Below are 12,943 nucleotides of genomic sequence, written 5' to 3'. Positions count from 1 at the left end.
CAATACTGAGTAGCAATTTCTAATCGCCCAATATTTTATTTATGGCGACTTTGTTAAAGTATAAAAACTGTCAGAACGAATCTGACTCCCATTTCGCCAAACTTCCACTCTTTGAGGAGTGATTAAATAAGAAAAACTACCATTATTTGCTCGATATCTGCTTTTACCAATATGCAGAGCTTGTATCTTTATCGGCTGACTTGAGTCTTGCTTTAACTGCCCAATATAAAATAACTGACCATTTTCTTCACAGACTTTTACACGAGTGCTTGTAGTCTCACCTTCAATGATGGTAGTTCCGTTGCACTTGGTATCACTGCTTATAGGTACAAAATCTCTTGGAATTGGCTGTGAAGGTGAAATTTGCTGTGCTACTGGGGGTGTCGAGACTGGGCGATTTGGGTTATCCACTTGCTGAACTCTAGAACCAGAACCAACACTTGCAGTTACGGATGTCAACAGACGAAGGGGATCAACTGCTATTTGACCATTTGGATGAACTTCAAAGTGCAGATGAGGTGCTGTGCTATTGCCTGTAGACCCCATCTCGGCAATAATTTGACCTTGAATGACTTGTTGACCCTTGCTCACCAACAAACGGCGATTGTGTCCATAAACAGTAGTGCTACCGTCGAGATGTTTGATGGTTATGGCATTTCCTAATCCCCAATTATCCCAACCAGCTTTGACAACTGTACCGGATGCAGCAGCAACAATAGGAGTTCCAGATGACCCGGCGATATCAATTCCTTCATGTTGATATTTACGGAAGCCTTGAGAAATAAACCCTTGAGTCGGCCAGATTAATTTAGAAGCAGGGATAGGAGTTTGCCCAATTGGGGAATCGCCTGCTAACTGTGTTAGGGCAGATGTAGCTGTACTTAATATAGCGGTTAAGGATATTAACCCAATTAGTCCATAAGTACGATATCGATAAACAGTAGCTTTTTTCATAAGTTGCAAGTCTATTAAAACAATAATTCAGACACTTTCTGATTATTTGTTGTTTCAAGCTGACTCCGAAAATATCAGGAAATAAAAGAGTTTAGGTGTGCTGAGTGCTGAGGGCTGAGTGTTGAGTGCTGAGTAACAAGAAGATTACTCAGTACTTCCGCACTATGGTAAAAGCCCCGCCTCTTGTGGCGCGGAATCTTTTTGTATGGAGTTGGTTGATACCCCGCCCCTTATGGGCCAAGACAGTTCAGTTAAGCTTCTCTTCCTTCTCTTCCTTTGCGTCCTTTGCGTCCAACTCTTACGAGACGCTGCGCGAATGCGTCCTTTGCGGTAGCCTGCGGCAAGCCGCTCCGCGTCTACGTTAAAAAAAGGATTTTAGCCTTAACTGAACCGTATTGCCTTATGGGCGGTCTAACACTCATCACTCAGCACTGTTTCGTTAAACAGTAAAAAGTAAAAAGATAATCCCCATAAATAAATTGAGGGAAAATGATTAAGGATATATTATTTCTCTCTACGAGACGCAATCATGCGAACGCGCTACGCCACGACGCTCGTTCGCATGATTGCGTCTCCCCGAATCACATTGGGAGAGGCTAACGCCAAGGGAGAAGACAAAGGCTTAGCTGTGCTATCGTTATAAATGTTTTTATTTCCTTCCATAAAGAAATTTAGAGGCTTCTCTACGAGACGCTACGCGAACAAACCATTTTTCTTTCTTTTGCCTTTTAACTTTTTACTTTTGCCTTGTTCGGTGAGTTAAGAAAAGCCTAACCCACCTGACAAAACTAAACAATAGAGAAATTAGCCATTAAAAACACGACTGCGCCACTTATTCAACCGGGCTTCTCCAATTGTGGCAGACCGTCGAGAATCAGCAATTTGCTCTTGCAAAGCTGCAATCTGTTTTGCTTGGGCGTCAGCTTGCTGTTGCAAAGATGTATATTCGCCTGTGTTTGTAACAGAACTGGAAGACTGCCAACTACTACTAAATTTTGTTGTCCCGATGCTAGCAAAGGGTCTTAAGTCTGCTAGTTGTTGTTGCAAAGCTGTAATCTGGCTTTCTTGGTCTTGAATCTTTTGCCGCAAGCTTTGTTCGCCTGCCGTGGGAGTTGCAATAAAGGTTGGAGCAGTAGTTTCTGGCTTTGGCTTAAATATTTCAGCAAGTATTGCACTCACATCTGTGGGTTTCAGTTTACCGTAAGGAGTGTTGGTAATTAGTGATCGCACCAATTGGGCTTCATTATTCGTTACTAGGTTCTTATCACTACTAGAATTGCTCCGCACCAGTTGCAGCATATTGGTAAATTCCAATATCTTTTTGCCCGTTTGGGTTTTGTAACCCCGGTAATATGGCACTATGTTATCCCCAAAGGCATCTAGATACTCGTCGCTATCAAGATAAGAATCAATATCCGCCTCAAAGCCTTTCTCATCTAAAATATTGCTATGATAAATTGTCTCGGAGTAGTCATCAGGAGCGCGGCCCAGTAGGTGTTTAAAGTTCAGTTCAATCGCACGGTAGCGGTAAACGTTATTAAAAAATCTGGAGCGATACAACTCTGATTTGGCAACCTGACGCACAAACTCACGAACATCAATTAGGCCTTGCTTGAGTTGGGATTCTGGAACGAGAAGCCGCTCACTTTCCATAATGTAAGCATTACCCAATACTTGCCGATAAACTGCCCGAATTACAATTTCGATGTCATCAGCTGAAGCAATAGTCCATAGTTCGATGGGTTCTGTTTGGGAAAATGCTTGATATTGGCGTCGGCCGGTTTTGTCGTCGATGAAGGTCTGCATATTTAGGTTAGTGTGGGTAGGAGTAACAAATGACTATTTTTAAAGGTAATGGGAACTAGTACCGCTTCTCTTAGGAGACGCGCAAGAAATGCAGAAGTCAAAAGTAGCCGATGTGTTAGGTTAAGAGACTTTGGAGAACCCGCAAAATAGCAACTGGCTCTCAAAAATCAAAAGTCTAAAAACTTCTTTGCCTAAGTTTTCAACCTGTTATCGTCTGGCTGCTTACTTCTGCTCAACAATGCTAAATGGTTGTTAGTTTTTAGTTTTCAGCACTTAGTTTTACCAATAACTACTAAAGCCTAACTACTAAGCTTTGCTAATTCCCTTTACAGTCAGGATTAATTTATCAAGTTTTGGGGAGATTTTTAGTTACATTTTCTAACAAACTTAGACGGCTAACTGTTAAAAACCAACAGCTAATCACGATCAGAAATTAGCAATTAGACATTAACAATTAGCCGTCAACCCCCTTGGGGAGTATTTAAAATTCAAAATTAAATTTTGAATTGGAGTTGTCAGAAAAATTTCTACAGGATAGGGACTCTCAAGGACGCTCATCAAATCTAGTGTAGAAACCACCGTATTTGATCCAGTATTGTTTCAAGGTATGATGAGGCGTATGCAAACTAGCTTTTGCCTGATATAAAATAACTTGACGATGATCGCCCATCCAAATTTTATTAATGGGGTCAACGGATATTGTTGTTCCTCCTAAAGAAGCAACACATTGAGAGAATCTCTCAATGGTTGTATATTCTAATGTCTCGAATATAAAAAAGTTACCCGAACAAATCAAGTGGCGGCTGCGAATCCAGCAGCGCATCTTTTTTTCAGCCTGTGGAGGTAACATTTTGGTTTTAACAGATTCAAGCTGAATCAACATAATGCGCTCACCGCAAGTAATTCATCAGCAAAACTTTCTCGTTTTTCAAATTGCAATGGGCCAGCAGTTGATCCCCATATTTGCTGATGGGTTTCAATATCCATACCTTTATCTAGACTTAGCCAAGTATTCTCGGTTACTTCTACTTCGCTGATTAGATATGTCTGGCATCCATTACGCTTAATCAGACATTGATTGCCTGGTTCTACACTACCTCGAAACATTTCACCTTCTCGTTGGAAAACCATTGAACAGTGATAACGCCGTTCGATGCTTTCTGGGGTGATGGTTTTGAGGATATCTAATTCACGAGCAGCGCCCGCATAGAGTATAGGGTCTTTTAAGCTGTAATTTTCGATATAAATGCGATCGCCCCAACTAACTAGTTTATGTACTCCCTGGCGATAGGGTGTCCATAAATCGTGATCATAAGCTTGTTCCGAATAAAAACCGATGGCAGAAAAAAATTCAACCGGTAAAGGACGAAAATAAATGTGAATGTGGGCGTAAAGTTGCGGATTTGCAAAAGATTGCTTGTAGTTGCTAAAATCTCCTGCCATCCAACAGGCTAAGGTGAGCAAATCGCTGGCGTTGGTGCTAGATTCACTGGGCGCTATAGTCACGTCGCTTCGCTCCGAATTCAAAATTCACGTATTACAATCTCCATAAATAAATTTAGGAGTTTGTATCCTTTTATGTTTTAACCTGATATTTGCTAACTGGTTGAATTTGACAAAGAGCGAATCTCTGAAGAAAAGGAAGCTGTTGTCACACCTTTACCATCACTGGTTTTAATCATCGCTACCCGAAATCGGAGATTTGGGTTAGCAAACCAAATTCGCTCCTCAGCAGCAGCAAGTTCATACTCTGTTAGCAGGATAAAAACACCATCGTCACTCAGATGATACTTAGCCACTGCGGGAATCGTTTCGGCGTATCCCTTGTCTCGTAGGAGTTTGCCTCTAGAAGGATTTTCGATATCGGGAATTGGTACCAGCACAGTAGTACCGGAGATTGGTTTATCGTCCCAGTCTGACTCACCTTCCCAAGTCATCCGAAAGGGGTGGGTGATACTGGCGGGGTCAGTGTCATACAATTGACAGATTGCTAGTACTGCCGGATCATCGGTGGATAGAGACTCAATGTCAATGTTAGACAGCACTTCTTCAAAGTGGGCGAATGCTAAATGATGACCGCTACGCTGCGATCGCCATCGTCCAATTGAAAGTTCAAAGAATTCAGTAATTTCCATTAGAAAAGTTATCTTAAAAAGTAGCTTAAAATCCAAGAGATATCTTGGCTAAAAAGTTATTCTCCTAGTCTATATAATACTAGCTTCCTCGATCACAACTGCATTTAGGAGTGCTGAGTACTGGGTTCTGAGTACTGAGTGCTGAGTACTGAGTGCTGAGTTCTGAGTACTGAGTGCTGGGTTCTGAGTACTGAGTGCTGGGTTCTGAGTACTGAGTGCTGAGTTCTGAGTTATTATTCTCCCCCCAGTCCCCAATCCCCAGTCCCCAGTCCCCAGTCCCCTATTTAAGCAACTTCAGTGATACTGATGATTTTGCCGCCTGTCCGATGAATGTTTTGCACTTGCCCAGACAGCTGATTGTAGTTAACTACGTATTCCAGCTTGCCCAGACGGGTAGGGAGATTCGCTGAACCTTTGACTGCCTTAATCAAGAAACGTTTGCTGGTGCTGTTTACACTAGAACCAGCAGCGGGAGCCTTGATGGATGTGGGTAGATTTGAACCAACATCGCTGATCAGTTTAGCTTTGCGATCGCTATCGCTGCTAGCTACTCCTCTCAGTAAGGTAAAAGTGCGGTTAAAGGTAACATTCTTAATTCCGATTTGGGACTTAGTGCTACGAACATAAGGAACAATATTCTCGCCAAAATTCTGCTGATATTCTTCGCTATCGATATAGGATTCGATCTCAGCATCATAGCCCTGTTCGTTGTAGATGCGGACATGTTCGGAAATTTCTGCCTGATCGGCAGGAGGACGGCCTAGCAGGTGTTTGAAGTTCAGTTCAATGAACCGATACTGAGAAGAAGAACTGAAAAACAGGGATTGATAAAGCTCTGATTTGGCAACAGTGTTAACGAATTCACGGACGCTGATTTTGCGATCGCGCAATTGCGATTCTGCTGTGGCTAGTCGCTCACTTTCCAACAAGTGAGCATTGCCCAAAACCTGTTTATAAACTGCCCGAATCAGTGTTTGTAATTCACTTTCGCTGGAGTTCGGACGCAGTTCAACATTAGGTGAATCAATTGCCCAAAGTGACATTGAAGTATCTCCTGAAAAACGCTAATTAAATTTCCGAGCATCCTACCCCTTAGAGAGGTGGAATTTCCTTTCAGTTGTCAGTTATTTTTGCTACTGACTAGCTTTTGTAAAACTTTAAGTTTGTAAAAATGCGTTAAATATCTTCGTATATGACAACTGACGGCGGAATTCATCAAACCTCAAATAGTCTTACCAATCCCCATTTCCCATTTCCCTAGAGCGATTTGACCACAGATCAATAGAATCAGTATCTTCAAACAGAGTGACCTCTAACCGTGATGCTAGTCTGAAAGCCATTTAAACTATCTCCCAGTTAACAACTAATTTTTATGAGAAGGATGTTCAGAAAATGTAAAAAAACTTTATATCATTCTGACAAAGGGGAAGCAATAAAGACTTTAAACCCTTATTAGTCTTGATGATTTTTAGTTTTTGCATTGTTTGACTTTATATATTCTGATACGATGATGAAGCTATATCTATTAAAATTTATTAAGTTAAATAATACTTTAGAAAAATTTCAGCTTTTTTTTAGTGTCTGATTGGGGACTGGGGACTGGGGACTGGGAACTGGGGACTGATTATTTCTCCCTCATCTCCCTCATCCTCCTCATCTCCCTCATCCTCCCCTGCCCCTCTACCTCTTCCCAATGCTCTTGGTTCAATATTCTTAGAATGCGATCGCCATTTGGTGGCATCTGTAAAATAAAGTAAAGAATAGCTGTAGCAAATGCACCTATGGAAATCCATCAAATCCAAGCTGAACTGAAGAACCCAGATTTTCAATATCGTCTGAAGGCGATCGCTGCCCTCGATAATTATGAATCAGAAGTTGCAGTTCCTCTGCTCACGAGTAAACTTCATGACTCAGAATTTTTGGTACGTTCTTTTGTGGCCAGGGGTTTGGGTAATCAACAATCAGCGGAATCTTTTGCGGCTTTGATGCAAATTATGAAATTTGACGATACCCCCAACGTGCGGGCAGAGGCAGCAAATTCTTTATCACTATTTGGCAGAGTCGCAGTTTCTCATCTAGTTCTAGCATTTTATCAGGATGACCACTGGCTAGTGCGGCGGAGCATTTTGGCTGCGATCGCTGAAATGGATTGCCCTGAAGAACTATTTGATATCTGCATTCAGGGTTTAAAAGATGAAGATTTTACCGCTCAAGAATCTTCTGTTGATGCACTCGGCTTACTAGCTAATTCTAGTCAACATGCTGCGGCATTATCCCAAATACTAAGTTTAGTGAATGCTGAATCTTGGCGGATGCGCGTGCGAGTTAGCTATGCCCTCAAACGATTTCACGAACCGGAAGCAAAAGCAGCCCTGAGCAAACTCCGACAAGATGAGGATCACCGAGTTGTCGGCGCAGCTTTAGAAGACTTATTGCAACAATAACGGGATGGTTTTTTTGCATGAAGTACACCTAGATTTATCAAAACTAATGACAATAAAAGTTTCTGATTTTTATAAGAAGAATTCAGTATGAATTCTGTACGAGTGGGTAATGAATATCTGAGTTCTGAATTCTGTATTCTGACTCCTGGTTTATCTGATGAGAGTCGTAGAAAAGCGTTCAGACATTATCTAGCACACCTTCTCAGAAGTTAAGCTATCACTTCGATTTTTACTGCACTACTTCTATTATGGATTTGTACCCTTAGTAGCCTAATTCATCCTGCAACTATGCAACGCCAAATTTTTTACTCGGTTTGTTCGGGAAAATTTATCGAACAGAATTCAGTAGTCAGGAGTCAGAATGGGCTAAACGCCCCGCTATCCATGTACAGAATGAATTTTGACCGAAAAGGCGGATAGCGTAGCTAAGCCTTTGTCTTCTCCCTTGGCGTTAGCCTCTCCCAATGTGATTCGGGGAGACGCAATCATGCGACCGAGCGTCTGAATAACCGGCGTTTTTGCACCCCCACCAAATCGCAGATTTGGTGGTCAACAAGAAAGTCGCGGGTTTGAATCCCCGATTGATAGCACCGGCGGCAAGCGAGTCAGACGCTCAAGGATTCGCTTTGCGCGTCGCTATCGAGCGTCAAGATTGCTGACCGGAGGCGGAGCGTCTCCGGCTCCGCTCCTGAATTCTGACTTCTGAATTCTTCTTCAATACTATGTCTTGGTCTTCATTATTGTTCAAGTTCACCTCTAAAGTCTGTCCTTGGATTGTCACTTGATCGCCTGGTACCAGTCGCCGCCCTCGCCGGGTTTCCAGCATACCGTTTACTTGGACATCGCCACCTTGAATCATCAGCTTGGCTTGTCCTCCAGTTGGCACTATACCCATCAACTTTAAAAATTGATTTAACTTAATTGTGTTGTCTCTGATTTTCTTCATAGTAAATAAAACTACATTACCTTAATTGTATCGTGGCGTTATCAAGGCAAAGTGTGAATCTGTTGCGCTACACATCAGCCCATATTAAATTAAATAAAACCTCAAGTATTTTATCTCGTTTAAATGCATATTCTTGAGGAGAAGCTTAATCACAAACCAATATGCCGATCTTGCAGATTGTTGAGTCTATCAATGGAAAGATGAATTGATACTCAAAAGTCAGTAATTTTAGGTAAAAATACAAATTGACTGAGTTAAAGTAAGCATTTGTATCTTCATACAAGCATAGCGATCGCTCTAACAAAAACTGGAATACCAGTTTATTATCTATAATGTTGATCGACAAAACTGCCAGATATAGGCTAACAAACTAATCTGGAAGGTTCTTTTAGTGTGTTCAGGGGACTGGATCTATGATTAAGCTTGGTTTATTGGTACAGTCCCAGAATAACTCTTTGGGTATCGGAAAAGTTACGGAAATATCTGATGCCAATGCGATTGTTGAGTATTTCTGCTCCGTAGGGCAACGTCTCCAAAAAACGTTACCTTTAAATTCGCTCTCTCAAGTCAAGCTTGAGCCCCAAGCTAGATGCTACATCAAGTTCTCAACCCAGGAGAAATGGATAGTTGGCAGAGTTTTTATCTGGGATGAAGATACAGAAATGTATCAAATAGATTTACCAGATAAGAAAACTGCGATCGCATCTGTTGAAGACATTTACGTTCGTTGCAATTTACCCAACACAAATCCCATCGAAACTCTGGCGATGAAGGGTCATGAAACGCCCTACTTCCACGACAAAAGATTGGCTTTCGTGAAATCCTTGACTCAGCAACGCGCTGTGAGTCGGGGGATGACAGGACTGATTTCGGCAAATATCAATCTTTATCCTCACCAAGTTGAAGTAGTCAGGCGGGTACTGGAAGACCCAATTCAACGCTACTTATTAGCAGACGAGGTGGGACTCGGAAAAACCATTGAAGCGGGTGCGATTCTCCGTCAGTTCCTCCTTGATGAGCCAAAAAGAGGTGCGGTGGTAATAGTTCCGCAATATTTGCCCAAACAATGGCGGACTGAGTTAGAAAACAAGTTTTACATCTCCCATTTTGGCAAACGGGTAGCGGTGCTGGCGGTTGAAGATATTCATAAAATCAACCTGAAAGCGAAGATAGGCTGCTTAATTTTAGATGAAGCTCATCACATCGCAGCAATGGCGACCTCTAAGGATGCAACAGTGCGCCAGCGTTTTCAGACTTGCAAAGAACTTGCTCATAAAAGCGATCGCTTACTTTTATTATCTGCAACTCCGGTTCTCAATCATGAGCAAGATTTTTTAGCCATGTTGCACTTGCTTGACCCGACAACCTATAAAATGGGTGACTTAGCAGGTTTCCGCGCCAAAGTTGAAAGCCGTCAGCAAATTGGTAAAGTTCTACTTTCTTTTAAAGAAGGTGCAGAACCTCTGGTTCTCAAAAGCAACTTGCAGCAATTGCGAAACCTCTTTGCAGAAGATAAGTATTTGCTGAAGCTAGCGGATGATTTAGAAAATTGTTTAAAAGCAAATTCTACTGAGCAAGAGCAAATTGTCCAAGGGATTCGCGTCCATGTCAGCGATACCTATCGACTACATCGGCGAATGCTTCGCAACCGTCGCGCAGCAGTGGAAGATGTCATATTTGACCGCAACTTCACGCCCAAAGAAGAGTATGATTTAGACGAGCGATCGCTTGATATCCACGAACTCCTCAATCAATGGCGGAGTGTTGCTCCTGCTGAAAAGCAATATCAGCGAATTTTTCTGCTGTTATTCCTAGCTGCTGGTACTTGGTTAGGCATTCTAGAGCAGGTAATTACCGCTCGGTTAACTGGTAAACCTCATGCTAAACTCATCCAAGAGTTTAAAGAAGATGATATTCGCATCTTAACTACAACCCCCAAATTCTCAGGGGAAGAAGAGATTCTGCAATCCTTACTAAAAATTATTCGTCAACCTCAAGAGGATGGACAACGAACGGAAAATTTAAAAATATTGCTGCTGAATCAGCTAGGTACTTACTTCAAAATTCCTGCAAACGTTCGGAAGAATCAAAACGAATTTATCACCAGAATACAGCAGAGAATCAAGAGACCAATTACTGGCGATATTCTGCCCAAATTTATTGTATTTACCAGTTTTGTGCAAACTTGTGGCGAAATTGTCCGGTATTTGTCTGATACCTTTGGTGCAGAGACAGTAGCCAGCCATCAATTTGGAGAATCACCAGATAAAGTTGAGGAAGGCTTAGATAGGTTCAAGAATAACCCAAACTGCTTTATTTTAGTATGCGATCGCTCTGGAGAAGAAGGACGTAACCTCCAGTTTGCCGATTGGTTAATTCATTTTGACCTGCCTTGGTCGCCTAATCAATTAGAGCAGAGAATTGGCAGACTTGACCGCATTGGCAGCAAAATTGGCATCCAATCTAGTGCCTTGATTGGCCCTTATTTGGAAGATAGCCTCCACAATGCTTGGTATAAAGTATTAAAAGATGGGTTCGGTATTTTCCAACAATCAATTGCCAGTCTCCAGTTTTATGTAGATGAAAAACTTGCAGAATTAGAAACAGTTTTGTTTCAATCAAGTGCGGCTGGCTTATTGGAGATGATTTCGCCAATTCAAGCGCAAATTGAAGCGGAAATAGTCAAAATTAGCGAACAAAATACTCTAGATGAAATTGACGCTAATGATGAAATTGCAACTCAGTATTTTCAAGATTTAGATAATTACGATGCTTGCCATTTAGAAATTAAGCGAGCAATTGAAGGCTGGATTTGTGACGCGCTGGGGTTCAGGGGACTGAACAACCCAGATTCATCAGACATGCGACGTTATCAACCAACAACGCGTACCTTAGTTCCCATAAATGAGTTAAAAAACCGTTTTGCTGATAGTTATCTAGACCAATTTGGTACTTATAATCGCAGAGTAGCAAACCAGAATGCTGGGATTAAGCTCTTTCGAGTTGGAGAAGGATTTGTCGAAGCACTCTTGAACTATATAAACTGGGATGACCGAGGTGAAGCCTTTGCAATGTGGCGCACTGATACATCTTGGGATGCTAAAGAAGGAAAAGAGTGGTTCGGTTTCCAATGCAATTATGTAGTCGAGACAAATTTAAAAAATGTCAAACAAGTTTTAATCGATTACAAACTAGATAATTCTCAATTCAAAAACTTGCAGCGACGCGTTGATGCTTTATTTCCGCCAATTATAGAAACTATCTATGTTGATGGTCGCAACGAGCCAATACGCGTTGTTGAGGATAAAGCACTCTTAAGTATCCTGCAACGTCCATATAAAGATAAAAACAATAATCAAGGACGAGATTACAATCTAGCAAAGGAGCGCTTAGGAATTATTGACGATTTTGTTGACCCTAATAAATGGCAAAATTTTTGCTATCAAGTTCGTAACACTTCTTTAGAATTACTTTCTAATCGCCCCGATTTTATTGAATTATGCCAAAGTTGTGCTAGTGTTGCCGAAAAGAAATTAAGCAATCGAGTAGAACAATTACGCCTGCGTCTGAACCAGCAAAATTGGGATCAGGCATTAGCTGAAGAAGTCAAGATAGAAACTGCTTTAAATGCAGCCATTCTAGAGGGAATTCGTCAGCCGCTACTCAGGCTTGATTCCGTAGGTTTCATTATTGTATCGGGGCGATCGCTTGTACAATTTGAGTGAAATGGTATTAGCCCTCTGGAATCACTTTCGGGAAAGAATAATCTAGATGCTGAAACAATAAGACTTTTACCAAAAATATTAATTTTAGGCGTAGTTTGGGGAGCCACTGCGCCCTTGCGGTTTCCCGACTTCCCTCCTCTTAAGTAAGCTACGCTTGCCTCTCCCAAAGGGAGAGGCAAGCGGCGTTTGAGGCACGAAACCCAACATCCAAAAAGGTTGGTATTGTTGGGTTTCACCTCCCTGCGGGACGCTACGCAAACGTTCCACCCAACCCAATACTGCTCCCCCTGCTTGCCTCAACCAAGAAATTCCAAAACCTACGCAGTATTGCCACCCAACCTTGTATCTTAGAACCCACATTCCGCACTTCAATTTGAAGTACAAATTAATTACAGTTAATGAAAACGCAAAAAATTAGGATAATTAAGAAAATAATACTCAAAGAATCTGATTTTGAAAAAAATAATCAAATATAAAATATTTTCTACATCAAGTAGTTTATCTAAGCAACAAAAATTAGAGGAACGATTATTTTTCCTTTGAATATTAATAAACTGTCACTTTATTGTGCAGGGTAAGCGCATCTCAAACCCTATTGACACGGTAGTTTTGGGGTTCACCCAAAGCACAAATAAGTTCAAAATTACTACACTGAGCCAAGGGGTGATATTGACATTTTCATCTTTATGTGGTTAAAAAACATAAAAAGTTATTTGACCCATGTTTTTTCAATCATTTACGACAATTCGTCCTATTTTGAATGAAAAATTGATATTCAGATAGAGTTTTAAGCTTTTTGTCTGTATCAAGAGCTACAAAATTAGATGCGCTTACCCTGCTTTATTGTGTTGTTGTTTAGATTAAGAGATTAGATAGTATTTTTGACAAGACAGTGGGAGAAAATTCAAAATAAAATTGCGTTCTTGGGTGAGA

The 12,943-nt window shown here is 41.3% G+C and carries 10 protein-coding genes; 2 read left to right on the top strand and 8 right to left on the bottom strand.

Going from position 1 to position 12,943, the window contains the following annotated elements; genetic code table 11:
• Nucleotides 1–39 precede the first annotated feature (39 nt).
• From V7K67_RS03240 to V7K67_RS03210, 7 genes are all read right to left on the bottom strand, one after another.
• Nucleotides 40–954 (bottom strand): M23 family metallopeptidase, encoded by a 915-nt coding sequence (locus V7K67_RS03240; RefSeq protein ID WP_334711689.1) that lies wholly within the window; start codon nucleotides 952–954, stop codon nucleotides 40–42.
• Between the two features lie 804 nt (nucleotides 955–1,758).
• Nucleotides 1,759–2,760, bottom strand: a complete 1,002-nt coding sequence (locus tag V7K67_RS03235; protein WP_334729765.1) for a phycobilisome rod-core linker polypeptide — start codon at nucleotides 2,758–2,760, stop codon at nucleotides 1,759–1,761.
• A gap of 544 nt (nucleotides 2,761–3,304) precedes the next feature.
• A complete protein-coding gene (locus tag V7K67_RS03230; RefSeq protein ID WP_179067777.1) occupies nucleotides 3,305–3,643 on the bottom strand; it encodes a CpeR family transcriptional regulator in 339 nt (112 codons plus the stop codon).
• Nucleotides 3,637–4,266, bottom strand: coding sequence for a chromophore lyase CpcT/CpeT (locus V7K67_RS03225; RefSeq protein WP_334729766.1), 630 nt, complete (start codon nucleotides 4,264–4,266; stop codon nucleotides 3,637–3,639). The genes V7K67_RS03230 and V7K67_RS03225 overlap by 7 nt, the downstream gene beginning before the upstream one ends.
• Before the next feature lie 92 nt (nucleotides 4,267–4,358).
• Nucleotides 4,359–4,895, bottom strand: coding sequence for a phycobiliprotein lyase (locus V7K67_RS03220; RefSeq protein ID WP_334729767.1), 537 nt, complete (start codon nucleotides 4,893–4,895; stop codon nucleotides 4,359–4,361).
• Nucleotides 4,896–5,179: 284 nt separating this feature from the next.
• The gene (locus tag V7K67_RS03215) at nucleotides 5,180–5,938 is read right to left on the bottom strand and encodes a phycobilisome rod-core linker polypeptide (protein WP_334711693.1); all 759 of its coding nucleotides are present in this window, start codon (nucleotides 5,936–5,938) and stop codon (nucleotides 5,180–5,182) included.
• Nucleotides 5,939–6,469: 531 nt separating this feature from the next.
• A complete protein-coding gene (locus V7K67_RS03210; protein ID WP_335165225.1) occupies nucleotides 6,470–6,688 on the bottom strand; it encodes a hypothetical protein in 219 nt (72 codons plus the stop codon).
• Here V7K67_RS03210 and V7K67_RS03205 point away from each other — a divergent pair.
• Nucleotides 6,677–7,339 carry a HEAT repeat domain-containing protein gene (locus V7K67_RS03205; protein WP_334729769.1) on the top strand — a complete coding sequence of 221 codons (663 nt, stop codon included), beginning with the start codon at nucleotides 6,677–6,679 and terminating at the stop codon, nucleotides 7,337–7,339. The two genes, V7K67_RS03210 and V7K67_RS03205, sit on opposite strands and share 12 nt — an antisense overlap.
• Nucleotides 7,340–7,985: 646 nt before the next feature.
• Here V7K67_RS03205 and V7K67_RS03200 read toward each other — a convergent pair.
• Nucleotides 7,986–8,285 (bottom strand): RNA-binding S4 domain-containing protein, encoded by a 300-nt coding sequence (locus V7K67_RS03200; protein WP_334729770.1) that lies wholly within the window; start codon nucleotides 8,283–8,285, stop codon nucleotides 7,986–7,988.
• 413 nt (nucleotides 8,286–8,698) lie between these two features.
• On the opposite strand from V7K67_RS03200, the gene dpdE reads away from it, so the two are divergent.
• Complete coding sequence (gene dpdE, locus V7K67_RS03195; protein WP_335165222.1) at nucleotides 8,699–12,010, top strand: protein DpdE; 3,312 nt, start codon at nucleotides 8,699–8,701, stop codon at nucleotides 12,008–12,010.
• Nucleotides 12,011–12,943: the final 933 nt, after the last annotated feature.

This window comes from Nostoc sp. (assembly GCF_036917155.1).
Taxonomy (GTDB): domain Bacteria; phylum Cyanobacteriota; class Cyanobacteriia; order Cyanobacteriales; family Nostocaceae; genus Nostoc.
The sequence above is the reverse complement of the archived record's forward strand: the minus strand, read 5'-3'. Positions and strand labels throughout refer to the sequence as shown.